The sequence below is a fragment of the Cognaticolwellia mytili genome (genome assembly GCF_002104475.1).
GTDB classification, from domain to species: Bacteria; Pseudomonadota; Gammaproteobacteria; order Enterobacterales; family Alteromonadaceae; genus Cognaticolwellia; species Cognaticolwellia mytili.
The window spans coordinates 1-23,512 of the sequence record NZ_NBOF01000007.1; the positions used below are offsets into that span (position 1 = coordinate 1).

Genomic DNA, 23,512 nt, shown 5'->3' on the forward strand with positions numbered 1-23,512 from the left:
CACGTGTTTGTGGCATAGGACCATCTGTAGCAGCAACTACTAAGATAGCGCCATCCATTTGTGCAGCACCAGTGATCATGTTTTTGATGTAATCAGCATGGCCAGGACAATCTACGTGTGCGTAGTGACGAGTTTCTGTATCGTATTCGATGTGAGAAGTATTAATAGTAATACCACGCTCACGCTCTTCTGGAGCATTATCGATTTGTGCGAAATCTTTTACTTCACCACCGTGTACTTTTGTAAGTACCGCAGAGATTGCAGCTGTTAATGTAGTTTTACCGTGATCTACGTGTCCGATAGTACCAACGTTTACATGTGGTTTCGAACGTTCAAATTTTTCTTTAGCCATTTTTCAATTACCTTAAAGTTTATTAAAAGCCCGGCCAAAAGACCGAGCCAGACTTTCAAAAAGCCTTACTAAGATTCAATTATTTTGTCGGCAACAGCTTTTGGAGCTTCGCTATATTGCTGAAACTCCATTGAGTATGATGCGCGACCTTGAGTTGCACTACGTAACGCCGTAGCGTAACCAAACATTTCCGATAGTGGTACAGTTGCATTCACTACCTTAGAACCAGCTGGACCTTCGTCCATGCCATCGATCATACCGCGACGACGATTTAAATCGCCAACGACATCACCCATGTTTGCTTCTGGCGTAATAACCTCTACTTTCATCATAGGTTCAAGAATAACAGGAGATGCTGCTAGCACACCTTGTCTGAACCCCATCGATGCAGCGACTTTAAACGCCATTTCATTTGAGTCAACGTCATGAAAAGAACCGTCGTACAGAGTGGCCTTGATGTCTAATAACGGGTAACCCGCTAAAACACCACTTTCCATCTGCTCTCTACAGCCCTTTTCAACTGCTGGGATATATTCCTTTGGAACTGCACCACCAACAATTTCATCGACAAACTCAAAACCTTCACCTTCTGGTAAAGGCTCTAATTTCAACCAAACATGGCCATACTGACCTTTGCCACCTGATTGACGAACAAATTTACCTTCCACTTCTATCGTTGAGCGAATGGTTTCGCGATAAGCCACTTGTGGGTTACCAACGTTACATTCAACACTAAACTCGCGTTTCATGCGCTCAACTAGAATATCGAGGTGTAATTCCCCCATACCTGAAATGATGGTTTGACCCGTTTCTTCATCAGAGAATACTCTAAATGATGGATCTTCTGCAGCCAACTTACCTAGTGCAATACCCATTTTTTCTTGGGCAGCAACGGTTCTTGGCTCAACTGCAACCGAAATAACTGGTTCAGGAAACTCCATACGTTCAAGTGTAATCACATGATTTGCATCACATAACGTATCACCTGTAGTAACATCTTTTAGGCCAATGGCCGCAGCGATATCACCAGCACGTACTTCTTTAATTTCCTGACGGTCATTCGCATGCATTTGCACAATACGACCGAGTCGTTCTTTTTTGCCTTTCACAGGATTGTATATACTGTCGCCAGTTTTTACTACACCTGAGTATACTCGAAAAAACGTCAATGTACCGACAAATGGGTCTGTCGCTATTTTAAATGCTAAAGCAGCAAATGGTGCTTTATCATCGGCTTCGCGACTTCCCTCAGTTTCGTCTTTGTCATTGTTAATACCTTTAATCGCTTCAACTTCTGTTGGCGAAGGTAAGAATTCAATGACAGCATCAAGTACTGCTTGTACCCCTTTGTTTTTGAAAGCAGATCCACAAGAACAAAGGACAATTTCATTGTTTAGTGTACGGATACGTAGCGCAGATTTTATTTCTGCTTCGGATAAATCACCTTCTTCAAGGTATTTGTCCATTAATTCTTCAGAGGCTTCAGCTGCTTCAGAAACAAGATTTTCATGCCATTCATCGGCTTCATCTTGCATATCTGCTGGAATATCTTCATAAGTAAAAGTCATGCCCTGGTCACTTTCGTTCCAGTTAATAGCTTTCATTTTAATTAAGTCGATAACACCTGCAAAGTCATCTTCAGCACCAATTGCTAAGTGAATTGGTACAGCGTTAGCTTCTAAACGAGAATTGAGTTGCTCAACAACAGATAAGAAATCAGCACCAGTACGGTCCATCTTATTAACAAAAACTAATCGCGGAACAGAGTATTTCTCCATTTGGCGCCAAACAGTTTCCGTTTGTGGTTGAACTCCTGAAGATGCACATAGCACTAATACCGCGCCATCTAATACACGTAATGAACGTTCTACTTCAATAGTAAAATCTACGTGACCAGGGGTGTCGATGATATTAATACGATGGTCTTCAAATTGTGCTTCCATCCCTTTCCAAAAACAAGTAGTAGCTGCAGAGGTGATAGTAATACCACGCTCTTGCTCTTGCTCCATCCAATCCATAGTGGCTGCGCCATCATGAACTTCGCCGATCTTATGTGAAAGACCAGTGTAGAAAAGTACCCTTTCTGTTGTTGTCGTTTTACCGGCATCGACATGAGCACAAATACCGATATTTCGGTAACGCTCAATAGGGGTTATACGTGCCACAATTTCATCCTCTTTCTGAGACTTTATCTCAGATTATAAAACAGTTGTGGTTATCACTTTACATCAATATTGACATTCAGCGATAACCACGGCATTACACTTTTGACTATAAAACTAGCAATATTTGCTAATTTATAGTGCCTACCAACGGTAGTGAGCGAATGCTTTGTTAGCTTCAGCCATACGGTGAACGTCTTCACGTTTCTTAACCGCTGAACCTTTGCTGTCAGACGCATCTAACATTTCGTTAGCTAGGCGCTGAGCCATTGATTTTTCACCACGTTTACGAGCTGCTTCAACTAACCAACGCATGGCTAGTGCATTACGACGCACAGGACGAACTTCAACTGGAACTTGGTAAGTAGAACCACCAACACGACGAGATTTAACTTCCACTTGTGGGCGGATGTTATCTAACGCTGTTTCGAATAACTCAAGGTGAGTTTTTTCAGAGTTCTTTTCAGTCAAAATGTCTAATGCACCGTATACAATTTTTTCTGCAGTAGATTTTTTACCATCAACCATAAGGATGTTGATGAATTTTGCTAAAAGTTCGTTATGGAACTTAGGATCTGGCAATATTTTTCGTTGCCCTACGACGCGTCTTCTTGGCATCTTAATTCTCCGTTATATTCAGGATAAACCCAAAATGTAATATGTTATTTGGCCTTACTTAACGTTTCTATTCTTTAGCTTACTCATAAGCTAAGAAAGGGAAACTTAAGATTTAGGTCGTTTAGCACCGTATTTAGAACGGCCTTGTCTTCTGTCGCTTACACCTGAACAATCCAGTGCACCACGAACGGTGTGGTAACGCACACCTGGTAAATCTTTAACACGACCACCGCGAATCAAAATAACGCTATGCTCTTGTAAGTTGTGACCTTCACCACCGATGTATGAAGTTACTTCGAAGCCGTTAGTTAAACGAACACGAGCAACTTTACGTAATGCTGAGTTAGGTTTTTTTGGTGTAGTTGTATACACACGAGTACATACGCCACGACGTTGTGGACAAGCTTGTAACGCTGGAACGTTACTTTTAGTTACTTGTCTTACACGTGGTTTACGTACTAATTGGTTAATAGTTGCCATTAAATAGCTCCCGATTAGTTAAATTTGTGTAAATTCCAATCAATGGGGAAATTTACACCCTTATAAACGTGAAAATCCGCGACTCTAGATTCTATACACAAGTGGTACGGAATATAGGGTCGCGGAATTCTATAGGTCAAGCTTTAACCTGTCAAGCTTTACTCGCATTAGACAGGTTAAACATCAGCTTTTCAGCGATTTTCTATCTACTATTCACCTGTAGAAGATAAATCTGCATTCAAGGCATCAGTTAATGCTTGCGCTGCGTCGTCAGCTGATACTGTTACTTCTTCTTCAGGAACAGCGTTTTTAGCACGCGCACGTTCTTGATGATAAGAATAACCAGTACCTGCTGGGATTAAGCGACCAACAATAACGTTCTCTTTCAAGCCACGAAGTTTGTCTTTCTTACCAGCTACTGCTGCTTCAGTAAGTACACGCGTCGTTTCTTGGAAAGATGCCGCCGAGATGAATGACTCAGTTGCTAATGATGCTTTTGTAATACCCATCATTTGCATTTCGTATTCAGCTGGTTGCTTGCCTGCAGCTTCTAACTCACGGTTAGAAATATTTACGCGCGCAACTTCAACGATTTCGCCTTTAAGGAAGTTACTATCACCAGCGTCTAAGATCTCACACTTGCGGATCATTTGACGAACAATAACTTCAATGTGCTTATCGTTAATTTTAACACCTTGTAAACGGTATACTTCTTGTACTTCGTTCACAATGTAGTTAGCAACTGGAGCAACACCACGTAGACGTAAGATATCATGTGGAGACTCTGGACCATCGGCAATAACTTCACCTTTAAGTACAGATTCACCTTCAAACACGTTCAATTGACGCATTTTAGGAATCATCTCTTCGTATACTTCACCACTCGGCTGAGTGATTAGTAAACGCACTTTACCTTTCGTTTCTTTACCAAAACCGATAATACCTGTCTTCTCAGCTAAGATAGCTGGAAGTTTAGGCTTACGCGCTTCAAATAAATCAGCAACACGTGGAAGACCACCGGTAATATCACGCGTTTTCGAAGACTCTTGAGGAATACGTGCTAACGCATCACCGATGCTTACTTCTGCACCATCTTCTAGGTTTACAATCGCATTACCTGGTAAGAAGTATTGTGCAGGAATTTCAGTACCCGCAATCATTACGTCATTACCTTTAGCGTCAATCAGTTTAACCATTGGGCGCATTTCTTTACCCGCAGTGTTACGTTGACCAGCTTCAGTTACTACGATGCTTGATAAACCAGTTAACTCATCAGTTTGACGAACCATAGTTACGCCATCGATAAGTTCAACGAATTGAACCTTACCAGCAACCTCAGTGATGATTGGATGCGTATGTGGGTCCCAGTTAGCGATAATATCGCCAGAACTAATTGCTTCACCATCTTTCTTAGAAAGAATAGTACCGTAAGGTACTTTGTAACGTTCTTTCTCACGACCAAGCTCATCGATTACTGTCAGCTCTGATGAACGTGAAGTAATCACTAAGTGATCTTCTGAGTTAGTTACAAACTTAGCATTTTGTAATTTCAAGGTACCTGTATTCTTAACTTGTACACTGTTTTCTGCTGATGCACGAGATGCCGCACCACCGATATGGAACGTACGCATGGTAAGCTGTGTACCAGGTTCACCGATAGATTGTGCTGCCACAACACCAATCGCTTCACCTTGGTTGATCATATGGCCACGAGCCAAATCACGACCGTAACAATGAGCACAAATACCAAAGTCGGTTTTACAAGTAATAATTGAACGTACTTTCATTTGATCAATTGAATTTTCTTCAATGAAATCACATAAAGCTTCGTCAATTAATGTGTTACGAGGTAACAACACTTCTGTTGTACCAGGCTTCACTACATCTTCAGCAACTACACGACCTAGAACACGTTCGCGTAATGGCTCAACAACATCACCACCTTCAATCAATGGTGTCATTTGTAAACCGTCGTATGTTCCACAATCATGTTCAGTAACAACCAAATCTTGTGCAACATCAACTAAACGACGAGTTAAGTAACCCGAGTTAGCTGTTTTCAATGCCGTATCGGCCAAACCTTTACGCGCACCATGAGTAGAGATGAAGTACTGTAATACGTTCAAACCTTCACGGAAGTTAGCGGTGATTGGCGTTTCGATGATTGAACCATCTGGTTTAGCCATCAAACCACGCATACCCGCTAGCTGACGGATCTGAGCAGCACTACCACGAGCGCCTGAATCGGCCATCATGTAGATAGAGTTGAAAGAGTCTTGCTCTTCTGGCTCACCGTCACGGTTAATTACGGTTTCTTTTGATAAGTTGTCCATCATTGCTTTCGAGATTTTCTCGTTGGCAGATGACCAAATATCTATAACCTTATTGTATTTTTCACCCTGAGTTACAAGACCTTGCTCGAACTGAGTTTGAATTTCTTTAACTTCTTCTTCCGAATCTTCAATGATGGTGTATTTCGCATCTGGAATAACCATATCGTCGATACCAACTGACGCACCTGCGATCATCGCATAGTGAAAACCTGTATACATAATATGATCCGCAAAGACTACAGTGTCTTTAAGACCTAAGTTACGATAAGCATGGTTAATCAGTTTAGAAATAGGCTTTTTACCTAACGGCTGATCGATTAGATCATAAGGCATGCCATCTGGACATACTTGCCATAAAATTGCACGGCCTACAGTCGTGTCACGCAAGGTCGTTACTGGTTCAAATACACCTTCAGCATTACGAACATGTTCAGTAATACGAATTTTGACGCGTGCATGAAGTTCAGCAACACCTGTGCGATAAGCTTTTTCAGCTTCTTTGGTGTCGGTAAATACCATACCTTCACCTAAACCATTTACACGATCACGCGTCAGGTAATATAAACCTAATACAACATCCTGTGATGGTACGATGATTGGATCACCGTTTGCTGGAGAAAGAACGTTGTTCGTTGACATCATCAACGTACGTGCTTCCATTTGTGCTTCGATTGTCAACGGTACGTGTACCGCCATTTGGTCACCATCGAAATCGGCATTATATGCCGCACATACTAATGGGTGAAGGTGAATTGCTTTACCTTCAATTAGTACAGGTTCAAATGCTTGGATACCCAATCTATGAAGCGTTGGTGCACGGTTAAGCATTACTGGATGTTCGCGGATTACTTCATCAAGTACATCCCAAACTTCAGCGCCTTCACGTTCAACTAATTTCTTAGCCGCTTTAATTGTTGTCGCTAAACCACGTGCTTCTAATTTACCGTAAATAAATGGCTTGAATAACTCAAGTGCCATCTTTTTAGGTAAACCACACTGATGTAGGCGCAATGTTGGACCAACAGTGATTACAGAACGACCAGAGTAATCAACACGTTTACCCAATAAGTTCTGACGGAAACGACCTTGCTTACCTTTGATCATATCGGCAAGTGATTTAAGAGGACGTTTGTTAGAACCGGTAATTGCACGACCGCGACGACCATTATCTAGTAATGCATCAACAGATTCTTGCAACATACGTTTTTCGTTACGTACGATGATATCTGGTGCTACTAAATCTAGAAGACGTTTAAGGCGATTGTTACGGTTAATTACACGACGATATAAATCGTTCAAATCAGAGGTAGCAAAACGGCCACCATCCAATGGTACTAACGGACGTAAATCCGGTGGTAAAATTGGTAGTACGTTCATGATCATCCACTCAGGCTTATTACCTGATGCTGCGAATGCTTCCATTAATTTTAAACGCTTAGTGATTTTTTTGCGTTTAGTTTCACTACCGATTTCAGGAAGCTCTTCACGCATTTGCGCTACTTCACCGTCTAAATCGATTTGTTGTAGTAAAGCTAAAACGGCTTCAGCACCCATAAGTGCATCGAATTCATCACCGTGCTCTTCTAACGCGTCAAGATATTCTTCTTCGGTTAAAATGGCACTTTTTTCTAGCGTTGTCATACCTGGTTCAGTGACCACGTATGATTCAAAATAAAGTACACGCTCAATGTCACGTAGTGTCATGTCTAATAATAGACCGATACGAGATGGCAATGACTTTAAGAACCAAATATGTGCAACTGGGCTTGCTAATTCGATATGACCCATACGGTCACGACGAACTTTCGTTAATGTAACTTCAACGCCACATTTTTCACAAATTACACCACGGTGCTTAAGGCGTTTGTATTTGCCACAAAGACATTCATAGTCTTTAACTGGACCAAAAATACGCGCACAGAACAAACCATCGCGTTCTGGCTTAAAAGTACGATAGTTAATCGTCTCAGGTTTCTTTACCTCACCAAATGACCATGAACGAATCATGTCAGGTGAAGCTAGTCCGATACGAATACCATCGAACTCTTCTGTTTGATTTTGTTGCTTAAGAAACTTAAGTAAATCTTTCACACTCTATCTCCTGTCGGAGTTAAATACCGGAGAGAGCAGTTAACTGCTCTCTCCCTGTACTAACTTTTGGAATAAACGAAAAGTTAGCAATGTAGCTTTAAGTAGCTTAGTCCTGATCTAACTCGATGTTGATACCTAACGAGCGAATTTCTTTCAACAATACGTTGAATGATTCAGGAATGCCCGGCTCCATTCTGTGATCACCGTCAACTAAGTTTTTATACATCTTAGTACGACCGTTAACATCATCAGATTTAACCGTTAGCATTTCTTGCAAGGTATAAGCGGCACCGTATGCTTCTAGTGCCCATACTTCCATCTCACCGAAACGCTGACCACCAAACTGTGCTTTACCACCTAATGGCTGTTGCGTTACAAGGCTGTAAGAACCTGTAGAACGCGCATGCATTTTGTCATCAACTAAATGGTTCAGTTTTAACATATACATGTAACCAACAGTTACCGGACGCTCAAATTCACGACCAGTACGGCCATCAGTAAGAGTGAACTGACCACTTTCAGGCATATCAGCAAGTTTGAACAAGTCTTTAATTTCTTTTTCACTAGCACCATCAAATACTGGAGTAGCAATTGGAAGACCTGCACGTAAGTTGCCAGCTAGACGCATAATTTCATCATCAGAGAATGAATCAATATCTACGTTCTGACGAGATTCACCTAAGCTGTAAACTTCTTTCAAGAATCCACGTAATTTATGAATTTCTTGTTGAGCTTCCAACATGCGGTTAATTTTCTCACCGATACCACGAGCAGCCATACCTAAATGCGTTTCTAGAATCTGACCGATATTCATACGTGATGGTACACCCAATGGGTTAAGTACTACATCAACTGGCACACCGTGCTCATCGTATGGCATATCTTCAACAGGTACTACGTTTGAAATAACACCTTTGTTACCGTGACGACCAGCCATTTTATCACCTGGTTGAATACGGCGTTTAACAGCTAGATAAACTTTAATGATTTTCAATACGCCCGGCGCTAAGTCATCACCTTGGGTGATCTTGCGACGTTTAACTTCGTATTTCTTATCAAAATCAGCTCTGATTGCTTCGTATTGCTCTGCGATTTGCTCAAGCTCAGATTGTTGACCTTCATCAGCCAAGTTTTGAACTAACCACTTGTCGCGAGACATACTGTTAAGATCAGACTCATTTAAGCCAGACGTTAACAATAATTTCTTAGCACGAGCATAAATACCATCTTCTAAAATGCTGAACTCATCACCCAAGTCTTTCTTAACTTGTTTAAGTTGCATTTCTTCGATTTCAACAGCACGAGCATCTTTTTCTACACCGTCACGGGTGAAGATTTGAACATCGATGATAGTACCTGAAACAGAGTTAGGAACACGTAAAGAGCTGTCTTTAACGTCAGCTGCTTTTTCACCGAAGATAGCTCGTAAAAGTTTTTCTTCTGGCGTAAGTTGTGTTTCACCTTTTGGTGTCACTTTACCTACTAAGATATCGCCGCCGTTAACTTCAGCACCAATGTAAACAACACCCGCTTCATCTAGTTTAGATAATGCAGATTCGCCAACATTTGGAATATCAGCAGTAATTTCTTCACTGCCAAGCTTAGTATCACGAGCGATACAGGTTAATTCTTGAATATGGATAGTAGTGAAACGATCTTCAGTAGCCACACGCTCAGATAACAACATTGAATCCTCAAAGTTGTAACCATTCCAAGGCATGAACGCAATACGCATGTTTTGGCCAAGTGCCAATTCACCCATATCTGTAGAAGGACCATCTGCCAACACATCACCACGAACTACTGGTTCAGCCATACGACACAATGGACGTTGGTTGATACAAGTGTTTTGGTTAGAACGTGTGTATTTCGTTAAGTTGTAAATATCAATACCTGCTTCACCAGCATGCATTTCATTTTCGTTAACTTTTACAACAATACGAGAAGCATCTACGTAGTCAATAACACCGCCACGTTTAGCAACAACTGTTACACCAGAGTCAACCGCAACAATTTTTTCCATACCAGTACCAACCAGTGGCTTATCCACGATTAGTGTTGGTACAGCTTGACGTTGCATGTTCGAGCCCATCAAGGCACGGTTAGCATCATCGTGTTCTAGGAACGGAATCAATGAAGCCGCTACTGAAACGATTTGTTGTGGCGAAACATCCATATACTGAACTTGTTCAGCAGACATTAGTGTAAATTCGTTCTTATGACGACAAGCAACCAAGCCATCGACTAATTTACGGTCAGCGTCAACTTCAGCAGTTGTCTGTGCGATAACGAAATTACCTTCTTCAATTGCAGAAAGGTAATCGATATCGTCAGTAATATAACCATCAACGATTTTACGATAAGGAGTTTCTAAGAAACCGTAATCGTTAGTACGTGCATAACATGAAAGCGAGTTGATCAAACCAATGTTTGGACCCTCTGGCGTTTCAATTGGACAAACACGACCGTAATGCGTTGGATGTACATCACGTACTTCGAAACCAGCACGTTCACGTGTTAAACCACCCGGGCCTAAGGCAGAAATACGACGTTTATGCGTTACTTCTGATAACGGGTTGTTTTGGTCCATAAATTGTGACAATTGTGATGAACCAAAGAATTCTTTAACAGCAGCAGAAATCGGCTTAGCGTTAATCAAATCTTGCGGCATAATCGCGTCTAAATCACCAAGACTTAAACGTTCACGTACAGCACGTTCAACACGAACTAAACCAACACGGAATTGGTTTTCAGCCATTTCGCCAACACTACGAATACGACGGTTACCTAAGTGATCAATATCATCAACTTCACCTTTACCGTCACGAATGGCGATAAGAGTTTTCATTACAGAGATGATATCATCGTTAGATAAAATGCCATTACCTACCGAGTCAGCATTGCCGACACGACGATTGAACTTCATACGACCTACTGTAGATAAGTCATAACGTTCAAGAGAGAAGAATAGGTTATTGAATAACGTATCTGCTGCATCTTTTGTTGGTGGCTCACCTGGACGCATCATACGGTAAATTTCAACTAACGCTTCTAAGCGGTTAGTTGAGTTATCTACACGTAAAGTGTCAGACATGTACGAACCAACATCAAATTCGTTCATATATAAAGTAGAAAGTACTTTATGACCGGCTTGACTTAATTCAGCTAGCATTTCTAGTGTAATTTCAGCATTCGCTTCAGCAATGACTTCGCCTGTAGACTCATCAATATAGGCTTTAGAAAGCACTTTACCGACAATGTATTCTGCAGGAACATCTAATGTAGCCATTTTCGCTTTTGAAAGAGAACGAATATGACGAGCAGTAATACGACGACCTTGTTCAACTAAAACATCACCATTAGGTAGTTTTAAATCAAACGTTGCTGTTTCACCACGTAAGCGTTCTGGAATTAAATCCATTACTAACTTATCGCCTTTAATTTCGAAATTAGTCGTATCGTAGAAAATATCTAGAATTTCTTCAGTAGAGTATTCCAAGGCACGTAAAATGATCGATGCAGGTAATTTACGACGTCTATCTATACGGACGAATAAATTATCTTTTGGATCAAATTCAAAATCCAACCAAGAACCACGGTAAGGAATAACACGTGCGTTATATAACACTTTACCTGATGAATGTGTTTTACCTTTATCGTGATCGAAAAACACACCAGGAGAACGATGTAATTGAGAAACAATAACACGCTCTGTACCATTGATGACAAATGTACCATTGTCAGTCATTAATGGTATTTCACCCATGTATACTTCTTGTTCTTTGATATCTTTAACTGTGCCTGCAGCTGCTTCTTTATCATAAACAACTAAACGCAATTTAACGCGTAACGGCGCAGAATAGGTGACACCGCGAATTTGACATTCTTTAACATCAAATAACGGCTCGCCCAAACGGTAGCTAACATATTGTAATTCTGAGCTACCAGAATAAGCTTTAATTGGAAAAATAGAATGAAACGCAGCCTCTAGGCCTGTTTCACCTGTTGGATCAATATCAATAAACTTACGGAAAGATTCGAGTTGGATTGATAACAAGAACGGATAATCCATTACTTGCACACTTTTACCAAAGTCCTTACGAATACGTTTCTTTTCAGAGTAAGAGTAAACCATGGGGTTCCTCAGCTTGCTGGTTATGGCCGAATCTGCCTTAAAATACCAATTGGACTTAAATAATGGCTCAAATTACTACACGTAATTGGCAATTATCTAATCCAATTGGTATCAGACAGGATATTGCAGTGATACTTTTAAAAACACTAAGTATCAAATAATGCACTGTTTTGGTTTAAAAAAAAACCACTTTCTTTAGCGCAAAAAGGCCGGTGACGTTTAAATCACCAGCCATTGCCTTTTCAGGCAAATAATCTATTTAAAAACAGATTATTTGATCTCAACAGAAGCACCAGCTTCTTCAAGAACTTTCTTAAGCTCTTCAGCTTCAGCTTTTTCAACGCCTTCTTTAATCGCTTTCGGAGCTGATTCAACTAAATCTTTAGCTTCTTTTAAGCCAAGACCTGTTGCGCCACGAACTGCTTTAATTACAGCAACTTTCTTCTCGCCGAAACCAGTCATGATTACGTCAAATTCAGTTTGCTCTTCAGCAGCACCACCAGCGTCACCGCCAGCAACAGCAACAGCAGCAGCAGCAGATACGCCAAACTTCTCTTCCATTGCTTCGATTAGTTCAACTACATCCATTACTGACATGTCAGCAATAGCGTTTAGGATATCGTCTTTAGAAATAGACATTTTAAATTTCCTGTTTTAAGTAACAGTCTTTTGACTGTTATAAATAACTATAAATACAAAAAGTGCGAATTGTGCTCTTATTTTTAAGAGGTAAACAATTATTAAGCAGCTTCTTGCTCTTTCTGATCGCGTACTGCAGCAATCGTGCGGCAAAGTTTGCCTGCAGATGCTTCTTTCATAGCGCTCATTAAACGTGCAATTGCTTCGTCGTAAGTTGGTAGCTTAGCTAACATATTTACGTCTACTGCATTACCTTCAAATGCTGCTGCTTTTAATTCAAAGTTTTCGTTAGTTTTAGCGAAATCTGTGAATAAACGCGCTGCGGCACCCGGATGCTCGTTTGAAAATGCAATTAAAGATGGACCAACTAATGTGTCAGTAACACATTCAAAGTCAGTACCTTGTAATGCACGACGTGCTAACGTGTTACGGATAACTTTCATCCATACACCGTTTTCACGTGCTTGCTTACGTAATACAGTAATTGCTTCAACTGAAACACCGCGTGAATCCGCGACTACAGCTGATTGAGCGCCACTAGCAGCTTCTTGAACTTCAGCAACAATTGCTTTTTTGTCATCAAGATTGATAGCCATTGGCTTTACTCCTGGTTCACCGGCAATAAAAAACCGGTATTTACTATCCCTAAGTCAATTAACATCAACTTAGGCCGTTACGGCGAGGACCAGAATTAGGAAATACTGGGTAATCACCATCTACGTAGGAAAAATTAAGCTTTCTATGAAGAATCATATCGGCTCCTACGGTCTTTGACGGGGTTGTCTTAAGCAAATAAATGCTAATAAATAGACAACACCTACCAAAATTTAAGGGGCGAAATTATAGTCTACAATTACGCCCTTGTAAAGTATCGATGAACGACACTTTACAGAAAATTAAGCTGTTAAACTAGCTTGGTTAACGGTAACACCGGCACCCATAGTAGTTGAAACAGAAATTTTCTTAATAAACTGACCTTTCGCGTTAGCTGGTTTTGCTTTCTTAAGCGCTTCCAATAATGCTTCAAGGTTTTGTTGCAAATTAGCTTCTTCGAAATCAGCCTTACCAATAGTAGTATGGATGATACCGTTTTTGTCATTGCGGTAGCGAATTTGACCCGCTTTTGCATTGTTAACAGCTGTAGTAACATCTGGAGTTACTGTGCCAACTTTAGGGTTAGGCATTAAACCACGAGGGCCTAAGATTTGACCTAGTTGACCAACAACACGCATTGCATCTGGAGTAGCAATTACAACGTCAAAGTCCATGTTACCAGCTTTAACTTGCTCTGCTAAATCTTCCATACCTACAACGTCAGCACCAGCTGCTTTTGCTTTTTCTGCGTTTGCACCTTGTGTAAATACAGCAACACGAACATCACGACCAGTACCGTGAGGTAATACAGTCGCGCCACGTACGTTTTGATCTGATTTACGAGCATCAATGCCAAGGTTTACAGCAACATCTACACTTTCACGAAAGTTAGCAGTAGCAAGTTCTTTAAGTAAAGAAAGCGCTTCATTGATGTCATATTCTTTTAATACGTCTACTTTTTCACGGATAAGACGAGCGCGTTTTGATAATTTAGCCATTGATTAGTCCTCTACCACTAAACCCATTGAACGAGCTGAGCCCGCAATGGTACGCACTGCAGCTTCCATAGAGCCAGCAGTAAGATCTGATTCTTTTGTCTTAACAATTTCTTCAAGTTGTGCTGTCGTAACAGTACCAACTTTTTCAGTGTTAGGACGGCCAGAACCGCTCTTGATACCAGCAGCTTTCTTAAGTAAGTAAGAAGCAGGTGGTGTTTTTGTTTCAAACGTAAAAGAACGATCCGCATATACTGTAATTACTACAGGAACTGGAGCGCCTTTTTCGATAGAATCTGTTTTTGCGTTAAACGCTTTACAGAATTCCATGATGTTTACACCATGTTGACCTAGTGCAGGACCAACTGGTGGTGACGGATTTGCTGCACCAGCAGCAACTTGTAGCTTGATTAAAGCTGTGACTTTCTTAGCCATGGTTTTAATACCTTTAGTATGGGTTCAAACGCTAATAATTAAATCAGCTCCCCGTTAACAAAAAAGCGATTTTACCTTAACAAGATAAAATCGGCAGCGGATTATATATCATTCAAAGGTAAGATCACAAGAAAATACGACTATTTTGTTTAAAAAAACAACGTAAAAGTATTTCAACGAAAAACATTTCGGAAATGAAATTATAATTGCATTTAGCTTCACAAAAATATTAGGCGTTTTCATCGCCTGAGAGTTGACCCAAAGCAAGAGTATACATTCTGTAATCTGTATTTATACCAATTAGTCTGCTGACTAAACTTCAGATATAAAAAAACCAGAGTACTGACTCTGGTTTTTTTATATCTTATATTGCTACGTTTAGCGCTAGCCTTTTTCGACTTGACCAAATTCCAAATCAACAGGCGTTGAACGACCAAATATAAGCACCGATACTTTAATGCGGTTTTTCTCGTAATCTAGCTCTTCAACAACACCGTTAAAGTCAGCAAATGGACCGTCAATAACACGTACCACTTCGCCTGGTTCAAATAATGTTTTAGGCTTAGGCTTATCAGTATCTTCAAGACGTTGAAGAATACGATCGGCTTCTTTTTGGCTAATCGGTGCAGGACGTTCTTTTGTACCACCGATAAAACCAAGTACGCGAGGTACACTTTTAACTAAATGCCAAGACTCATCATCTAGTTCCATGTGAACTAACACATAACCGGGGAAAAATTTACGTGAGCTTTTACGTTTTTGTCCGGCACGCATTTCAATAACTTCTTCGGTAGGCACTAAGATTTCACCAAACTTTTCTTCTAAGCCGTGAATACCAATATGTTCTACTAATGTTTTCTGTACGCGGCCTTCATAACCAGAAAACGCTTGTACTACATACCAGCGTAATTTAGGATTTGTATTAACAACAGGTTCATTGCTTTCTTCGTTTTCTTCTGGAGAGATGTTTTCTTCAGTCATGATATTACCTTTAACCTACTTTTAAACCAGTAATTAATCCAACTACCCAAAATAGAACTGAATCTAAGCCCCAAAGTAGTAAAGACATAATCAATGTTGCCACCAATACGATACCAGTTGTTTGAACAGCTTCTTGACGTGTTGGCCAAACAACTTTACGTGCTTCTGTGCGTGACTCTTTTGCAAATGCTACTGCAGAACGACCTTTAACTGTTTGCATAGCAACAAGTCCCGCAATAATAATAACTGCTACTACAGCTAAAGCACGAACAAGAATTGATTGCTCAGCAAAAAAGTAGTTGCCCACAACTGCACCAGCTAAAAGAAGAACAATAACGCTCCACTTTAAAAAATCGAGCGAACCACTAGGTTCATGTTCAGTACTTGCGTTCATATTTACTACCTGTAATTACACGTCTAATCTAAGACAAAACAACCCCAACAAAGTCGGGGTTAAATTCTAAAGCGCTAATAAACTAAACATTAGCACTTTACTCAAAAAATGGCAGGGGTAGAGAGATTCGAACTCCCAACCGTCGGTTTTGGAGACCGCTGTTCTACCAATTGGAACTATACCCCTTCAAATTGTACTTACACTTAACGAGTGATTCTTAGTTGCTTGGGAATTAAGAGTGACTCTAGAAGTGAGGCGCTATTATACTAATCAAATTATTTTACTCAAGGACTATTTTCCTGACTTTAGAATAGCTTTACTTCGCAACCAGCTTAATTGATCAATAAAACGCAGTTTCACTGAAAATGAACGGCCCTTATTGAGTATTTCATTACATTAAGCTCTTCTGCATTCACACAGAGAAAATATAGACAACATCACACCTTCTACCAATTAAATGCGCGGGCAATAATAAGAAAACTTACTTTCTCATCATACTCTTTTACTTCAGAAAACAGATTATTTGTAGGGCCACTATATTTACAAATATAAATCAGCTGTCTGGTATTCATGCCGTGATCTTTTATTACAGAACAAGGTATGATTAACGCATATAAATAACGCCAAACACTTAAGAAATTAAACATGACTTTAAAATACACGGTTAACTTTGATGATGTTAATAAGCACTTATTTAATGTGAAAATCGAAATTCCAAAGCATCCACAAGCCATTTTAAATTTATCATTACCAGCATGGATACCCGGTTCTTATATGATCAGGGACTTTTCCAAAAACATTATTAATCTTAAAGCTAAAAAGGGAAATGAGCCGTTAAACATTGAGCCAATTGATAAACAAAACTGGTCAATAGCCTCTAATGGTGAAGAATGTATCGTTGAATATCAGGTCTATGCTTTTGATAGTTCAGTTAGAACGGCATATTTAGATCAAAACCGCGCATTTTTTAACGGTACTAGCTTATTCTTATCTGTTAATGAGTTTAAAAATGAAAAGCATGAAGTAAATTTAGTTAAACCGAGTTTTACAGAAGTATGGAAAGTAGCTACTGGTTTACAAAGAACGAACAAAACATCACTTTTTAGCTTCGGTATTTATGAAAGTGATAATTACGCTGAGTTAATTGATTGCCCCGTGGAAATCGGTAATTTTACGCATCTAGAGTTTATGGTTGCGGGAACACCGCATTACATAATTTTGAACGGGAAACATTATGCTGATACTGAAAGGTTAGTTCAAGATACAATTAAGCTATGTCAGCACCATATAGATTTATTTGGCAAAAATACTGCTGGTAAACCGCCGTTTGACGAATATTGGTTTTTAACGAATATCTTACCGAGTGGTTTTGGTGGATTAGAACACAAAAATTCTACGGCATTATTATGTTCAACGTTCGATTTTCCAAATATCAATAAGCCCGAAGAGTTATCTGACGGTTATAAAACTTTATTAAGCTTAATTTCCCATGAGTACTTTCACAGTTGGAATGTTTGTAGAATTAAGCCAGAAGAATTTATTCCTTATACTTTAAATAATGAAAGTTACACCAAGCAGCTTTGGGCATACGAGGGTATTACTTCTTATTATGATGATTTTAGCTTATTCAGAACAGGTATCATTTCGTTTGAAGAGTATTTAAAGCTGAAAAGTAAAACTATTAGTCGTGTAAATCGCGGGAACGGTCAATTAAAGCAAAATTTAATTGAATCCAGTTATTATACCTGGACTAAGTTTTATCAACAGGGCGCTGATGCAGCCAATAACATTGTTAGTTACTACACTAAAGGCTCGTTAGTAGCTCTATGGCTTGATTTAACTATTCGAAAGTTAACAAATACTACTAAATCTTTAGACGATGTTATGCGCGTATTGTGGGGGGATTTTTTAAATAATGGTAATGATTATAAAGGTACTCAACTAGACACTATTATTAGTATTGTTAATGAATTAACTGAAACAGATTTAACTCAAGAATTTAATAATTTATTAAATGGTAAATCGCCTGCTCCTCTTACTAGTTTATTAGCTGAATTTGGCGTAAAGCTTGAACAAGTCCCTTCAAAAACAGCATCATTATTAGAAGTTTCAACTGATTGTCATAACCCATTTATTGGTATTATATTCAAAGAAGCAAAATTAGGTGTTGAAGCGACTCAAATATTAGAAAATTCACCTGCAGAGCAAGCAGGAATTAGTGTTCAAGATAATATAATTGCCATTGATAATATCGTTGTCAATAAAGCTAATTTTTCAGATGTAATCTGCAACTTAGCATTAAGTAAAAACTATGATATCGCTTATATAAGAAATGGAGAATTGCTCAGTTCGACAATAGAAACTATTTTACCTATTAATGAGCTTAGCCAACTGACTATTTTTGACAATGCGAAAGTTAAGAATTGGCAGAATCAAACATAAGTTATAAAGCCCTATGTAAACTAAAGCGTACGCATATGCTGACAACATAAATAGACTAAACTGCACATAAAATTAGGGTAGCTTATTGAGTTATGGTAAAAAATAGCTCATTCAAAGCTCGTATAAATAATAATACTATGATTAATTTAAAACGCTTCCATCATGTCGCTTATCGCTGTAAAGACGCGAAAGAAACCGTCGATTGGTACCAAAAACATTTAAACATGGAACTTACCGTTGCCATAGCAGAAAATGAAGTACCATCAACCAAGGCGCCAGATCCTTACATGCATATATTTCTTGATGCTGGCATGGGTAACGTATTAGCTTTCTTTGAAATACCAAACTCTCCTAATATGGGGCGCGATGAGAACACGCCACAATGGGTACAACATATCGCGTTAGAGGTTGAAGATGTTGACGCTTTAGTCGCAGCAAAAAAAGATCTACAAGCGCAAAATATTGAAGTATTAGGACCCGTTAATCATGGCGTATTTAAATCAATATACTTCTTTGATCCTAATGGGCATCGCTTAGAATTGGCAACTAATACAGGTACAACAGAACAGTACGCAGAACTGAAACGTGTGGCGCCTTTGATGGTTGAAGAATGGGCAAAAACGAAAAAAGCCCCCACTCACGCAGCGTGGTTACACCAACAAGAAGATTAACGCTAAAACTTCGACTACAGAACGCTTTTATACGGCAGGTTACTTAATACTAATAACCTGCCACTATTAAATCACTATTCGTAGAATTAGCCCGTTCAATATTCCATCTCATCCACTCAACATTCAACCAATAAAAATAAAATATTTGCTACAGCCCTTATTAACGAAGAGTTTCATAATTTGGGTCTCTTCTAAAAACATAGCTCTTTGCCACTATCCTTGTAAGACATTACCCACTAATAAGAGAAAATTAAATTTAATTCACACTTATTTACAAAAATATTACATTTGAAAACAAATGGTTAGCAACCATTATACTTTAGTCTAATAAATACACTAAAAATACTACTTGCTGCTTTAAAAAACTTCAGTAAAGTATAGGTCAGCTGCTAAGGCAGCATAACAACAAAATGGATATAAATTGCACGGAAAGCAAGCGCGATAGCGCCGAAATTAATTAAAATAATATGGATTATTCACTAAAACTCGGGAAGAGTATTGAATATTTTGTCCAAATGGACATTATGGATAGCCAAAGAAAGTGTCAGGATGACCGAGAAAAATAAAATTGAACATGGAAGATATAATAATAAGATTGGAAACTGTCAAATTCGCAGGGACTGTGACAAAAGGTTAGGATAACCACTTAAGAATCTGAATTACATTGGTGGATAATGCCACATTCTTCTACAAAAGCGACGTTATTAACGTCGCTTTTTTTCTTTCTATCGCTGTTTAGCGTGTAATGTCGTAAAATAGTCCTAATTGTTCATTATTATTTAAAGTTAATACTATGTCTCGTTCTAAAAAATCACGTAAACCAGGTACAGGATCAATTGGCGCCGTTAAGGATGATCGAAAAAAAGCAGTTCTAGAACCCGTTCCACGTAGAACAAAGAAAAAAAATGGTAAAGAAGCGGGTAACCGTCAAAAAGAAGCAACAGCCAGTATCACGAATGCACAAAACTCCGCAGCAAAAAAAGATCCACGTATTGGTAATAAAACACCAATAGATCTAGGCAAAGCAGCTACAGCGCCAATCAATTCAAAGCCAGTTAAAACAAAACAGCCTAAAAAAGCACAAGAAAGCTCTCCTATTGCCGCTATTCGCGTAGTAGAAGTTGCAGAGACATTAGCTGAGCAACTAAATAGTATTGAGCAAGATGAAAGATTGCTGGCAATACTAGAAAAACAAGACGCTGAAGAAACATTAACTTCGGAAGAAGTCGACTACTATAATGAGCTAATGGAAAAGCATGAAAAGATTAGTGAAGAAATAGGCGAAGACGAAGAAGATGAAGTCATCATTACTAGTACCAGAGCAGACTCAGAAGATGACCTTTGGGACAAAATCGATAATAGTGATTTATCACGATTTGAGTAAGGATAAATCATGCTTTCGACCCCCTGGGTTTACCTGGCGTTATTAGGCATTGTTATTATTGGCGTGCTCGCAGCAGTAGCGACAAAATTGTTACGACAATTGAATCAGCAAAAACTGGCGCAAGCACAGGCTCAAGCAGCGCAAAAACAAGCGCATAAGCAGCATGACAAAAAGATAATATCGAGTGTTATTATCATAGTACGTGCAATGAAGGAAGAACAATGTGACCTTGCAGAAGGTTGTTGGCGTTTAAGTGTATTGCTTGATTCTTTAAAGCTCAGCCAAGATTTACAGCTACAATTTCCTGCGGTATTTCAACTCTATGAGGCAATTAAGCATATGCCTATTTTAGCAGCACGAAAGGAGTTAGATAAAAAGTCGCGTATGAAATTAGACTACGATCGTATGAAGCTTGAAGCCTCTTTGGCCGAAGATATTCAACGTGACATTGAATTATTGCATCAATACGCAAATGAACAAGCAACTGTATTAAGTAATGAAGCCGTGTAAGCGGCTCCATTTCGTCATCAAGGCTCACAAAACAAAGCCCCTCACCAGAACCAACCTAACCCCATGTAATTATTGACAAAAACAAAACTAAAATGATATAAGTCACAATAACATCATCAGCATTGCGCTTGATCAATGTTTACCCAGCTAGTTAATCTATAATGACGGCAGATTGATAAACGGGAAGACTCATGCAAGCAACTCAATTTTTCGATAACGCACTTTTAAAAAAATATAACACTAGTGGCCCAAGATATACCTCATACCCAACGGCACTAGAATTTCATGATCAATTCAAACATGACCATTTAGTGCAAGCCATAGAAGCATCACCTAATCGTGAGTTGTCTTTATATGTGCATATCCCGTTTTGTCATAGTCTTTGCTATTACTGTGGTTGTAATAAAGTTATCACACGTCATCGTGACAAAGCTGATACTTACCTTGAGTTTCTTGCTGAAGAAATTGCTTCAAGAGCACCGTTATTCAAAGATTACACGGTAAAACAACTACACTGGGGTGGCGGTACGCCGAGCTTTTTACGACATGAACAAATTACGAAACTTGTTGAACTATTAAAAGCAAAGTTCACTTTTGCAAAGCAAGTAGAAATGAGTATTGAGATAGATCCTCGTGAAATAGAAATGGATCTAGCTGAGCATTTATATGATTTAGGCTTTAATCGTTTAAGTATTGGCGTACAAGACATTGATGAAAAAGTTCAGCAAACCATTAACCGGGTGCAATCAACCGAATTTATTGAAAACTTTATTGCGCATGCAAAAGACGTTGGTTTTAAGTCAATCAATATCGATTTAATTTACGGCTTACCCCATCAAACCATTGATACCTTTACTCGCACCTTGAATAAAGCTCATGAAATGGACGTTGACCGTATTTCATTGTTTAGCTACGCGCACATACCAGCACGCTTTGCTGCACAACGTAAGCTGCGAGATGAATGGCTACCCAGTGTTGATGAGAAGTTTGCTTTAATGAAATTAGCCATCGAAACACTTTGCAATTTTGGTTACGATTTTATTGGTATGGACCACTTTGCTAAACCTGAAGATGAACTATCAATCGCACAAAAAGATGGCAGTTTACATAGAAACTTCCAAGGTTATACCACTAAGGGAGGCTGCGATTTGCTCGGTTTAGGGGTTTCATCAATTAGTGCCATTGGCAACAGTTTTAGTCAAAATACTAAAGAATTACAAGATTACTACAAGGCTATAGATACTCAAGCCCACGCTCAAATAAAAGGAGTTAGTCTCTCGACTAATGATATTGTTCGTGGCGAAGTTATCCGCGAATTAATGTGCAATTTATACTTAGACAAAAATAAAATTAATGCCAAGTTTAACATTGATTTCGATGAGTACTTTGCTGATGACCTACCTTTATTAGACACCTTTATTAATGATGGACTTGTATCTAATACCAGCGAAGCTATTAAAGTAGAACAAAAAGCTCGTTTGCTTATTCGCAATATATGTATGAGCTTCGATGCCTATATGAAGCAGCATGTGAACAAGCAACGTTTCTCACGCGTAATATAAACTAGTTTTCTAGCACACCTAAAATAAATTTTTTTTCGGCACTGTAAAAGCACCATTCAGTGCCGTTTTTACCCCTTTCTTCCACGGCCAAATCAGCCCATTGATAATAAACGTTACGATGTACTTTTGCTGTTAGATTACCCCTAACCGTAACATATAAGTTACCTGCATCGCTTAGGCTTAAAGGATGATTAGCATCCAAGATAAAATCATCGCCTAAATTCGTTGTTACTTGCATACGAAGCTGTTCCGCATCTAACCATTGCCACTGCGTTATCAAAAATGGCGCATCTTCAACAACAATACCAATTTTTTCTACAGGCGTTACTAAAAAATAGCTGTCATCTTCTTTTTTTAATACCGAGGCAAATAATTTCACCAATGACAAACGTTTAAACACCGTGCCATTGTAAAACCAGCGACCATCTGCTTTGATTTGCAAATCGATATTACCGCAAAAAGGCGGATCCCATAACTCAACGGGTGGTAGTTTATTAACATCCGAATTGTCAGAATGATTTATTTGGCCAGAAATTTTCTCTAGAGACATAGCTTCAGCTTAAATGTGTACTTTATCTAATGTTAACAAGTTAGCTTAAAAACTAAAACTTCACGATTAAATAAGTAATCTTGATCATAATCAACAATATCTGTCGGCAAGTCGATATTTTGTAATTTTATGTTACGCTGATAATAAGGGATGTAACTCAAATTCAGGAGAAAGTGTAGAACTA

18 protein-coding genes and 1 tRNA gene are annotated in these 23,512 nt (G+C 39.1%); 5 read left to right on the forward strand and 14 right to left on the reverse strand.

The features are described 5' to 3' along the window. The 13 genes from B7C41_RS18530 to B7C41_RS18590 form a co-directional block, all read right to left on the reverse strand. Positions 1-352, reverse strand: a 352-nt coding sequence (locus B7C41_RS18530) for a GTP-binding protein (RefSeq protein WP_211279545.1), incomplete at its 3' end; no start/stop codon positions are given. 68 nt (positions 353-420) lie between these two features. Continuing rightward, positions 421-2,517, reverse strand: a complete 2,097-nt coding sequence (fusA, locus tag B7C41_RS18535) for an elongation factor G (protein ID WP_085300469.1) — start codon at positions 2,515-2,517, stop codon at positions 421-423. Positions 2,518-2,658: 141 nt separating this feature from the next. Continuing rightward, positions 2,659-3,132, reverse strand: a complete 474-nt coding sequence (gene rpsG / locus B7C41_RS18540) for a 30S ribosomal protein S7 (protein ID WP_077288472.1) — start codon at positions 3,130-3,132, stop codon at positions 2,659-2,661. Between the two features lie 105 nt (positions 3,133-3,237). After that, positions 3,238-3,612 (reverse strand): 30S ribosomal protein S12, encoded by a 375-nt coding sequence (gene rpsL / locus B7C41_RS18545; RefSeq protein ID WP_011045492.1) that lies wholly within the window; start codon positions 3,610-3,612, stop codon positions 3,238-3,240. 209 nt (positions 3,613-3,821) lie between these two features. Further along, positions 3,822-8,036: a DNA-directed RNA polymerase subunit beta' gene (gene rpoC, locus B7C41_RS18550; RefSeq protein ID WP_085300470.1), complete on the reverse strand. Its 4,215-nt coding sequence runs from the start codon at positions 8,034-8,036 to the stop codon at positions 3,822-3,824. 106 nt (positions 8,037-8,142) lie between these two features. Next, positions 8,143-12,171 (reverse strand): DNA-directed RNA polymerase subunit beta, encoded by a 4,029-nt coding sequence (gene rpoB, locus B7C41_RS18555; protein WP_085300471.1) that lies wholly within the window; start codon positions 12,169-12,171, stop codon positions 8,143-8,145. Positions 12,172-12,441: 270 nt separating this feature from the next. Next, positions 12,442-12,810, reverse strand: coding sequence for a 50S ribosomal protein L7/L12 (gene rplL, locus B7C41_RS18560; protein ID WP_085300472.1), 369 nt, complete (start codon positions 12,808-12,810; stop codon positions 12,442-12,444). Between the two features lie 101 nt (positions 12,811-12,911). After that, positions 12,912-13,406 carry a 50S ribosomal protein L10 gene (gene rplJ, locus B7C41_RS18565; RefSeq protein WP_085300473.1) on the reverse strand — a complete coding sequence of 165 codons (495 nt, stop codon included), beginning with the start codon at positions 13,404-13,406 and terminating at the stop codon, positions 12,912-12,914. Positions 13,407-13,706: 300 nt separating this feature from the next. Next, entirely contained in the window at positions 13,707-14,402 is a 696-nt protein-coding gene (gene rplA, locus B7C41_RS18570) for a 50S ribosomal protein L1 (protein ID WP_085300474.1), read from the reverse strand. A gap of 3 nt (positions 14,403-14,405) precedes the next feature. After that, a complete protein-coding gene (rplK, locus tag B7C41_RS18575; RefSeq protein ID WP_085300475.1) occupies positions 14,406-14,834 on the reverse strand; it encodes a 50S ribosomal protein L11 in 429 nt (142 codons plus the stop codon). Positions 14,835-15,218: 384 nt separating this feature from the next. Next, complete coding sequence (gene nusG / locus B7C41_RS18580; RefSeq protein WP_235839778.1) at positions 15,219-15,815, reverse strand: transcription termination/antitermination protein NusG; 597 nt, start codon at positions 15,813-15,815, stop codon at positions 15,219-15,221. A 10-nt stretch (positions 15,816-15,825) separates the two neighbouring features. Beyond that, positions 15,826-16,209 carry a preprotein translocase subunit SecE gene (secE, locus tag B7C41_RS18585; RefSeq protein WP_085300476.1) on the reverse strand — a complete coding sequence of 128 codons (384 nt, stop codon included), beginning with the start codon at positions 16,207-16,209 and terminating at the stop codon, positions 15,826-15,828. A 109-nt stretch (positions 16,210-16,318) separates the two neighbouring features. After that, positions 16,319-16,395: transfer RNA gene (locus B7C41_RS18590), tRNA-Trp, on the reverse strand. Positions 16,396-16,854: 459 nt separating this feature from the next. Here B7C41_RS18590 and B7C41_RS18600 point away from each other — a divergent pair. From B7C41_RS18600 to hemN, 5 genes are all read left to right on the forward strand, one after another. After that, positions 16,855-18,651: a M61 family metallopeptidase gene (locus tag B7C41_RS18600; protein WP_085300478.1), complete on the forward strand. Its 1,797-nt coding sequence runs from the start codon at positions 16,855-16,857 to the stop codon at positions 18,649-18,651. A 137-nt stretch (positions 18,652-18,788) separates the two neighbouring features. Then, complete coding sequence (locus B7C41_RS18605) at positions 18,789-19,322, forward strand: VOC family protein (RefSeq protein WP_085300603.1); 534 nt, start codon at positions 18,789-18,791, stop codon at positions 19,320-19,322. 793 nt (positions 19,323-20,115) lie between these two features. Next, on the forward strand, positions 20,116-20,706 hold the full coding sequence (gene yihI, locus B7C41_RS18610) for a Der GTPase-activating protein YihI (protein ID WP_085300479.1): 591 nt from the start codon (positions 20,116-20,118) through the stop codon (positions 20,704-20,706). Between the two features lie 9 nt (positions 20,707-20,715). Next, the gene (locus B7C41_RS18615; RefSeq protein ID WP_085300480.1) at positions 20,716-21,216 is read left to right on the forward strand and encodes a DUF2489 domain-containing protein; all 501 of its coding nucleotides are present in this window, start codon (positions 20,716-20,718) and stop codon (positions 21,214-21,216) included. 191 nt (positions 21,217-21,407) lie between these two features. Then, a complete protein-coding gene (gene hemN, locus B7C41_RS18620; protein WP_085300481.1) occupies positions 21,408-22,778 on the forward strand; it encodes an oxygen-independent coproporphyrinogen III oxidase in 1,371 nt (456 codons plus the stop codon). A 1-nt stretch (position 22,779) separates the two neighbouring features. Here the strand turns inward: hemN and B7C41_RS18625 are convergent, their stop codons facing one another. Then, the gene (locus B7C41_RS18625) at positions 22,780-23,328 is read right to left on the reverse strand and encodes a DUF1285 domain-containing protein (RefSeq protein ID WP_085300482.1); all 549 of its coding nucleotides are present in this window, start codon (positions 23,326-23,328) and stop codon (positions 22,780-22,782) included. Between the last annotated feature and the right edge of the window lie 184 nt (positions 23,329-23,512).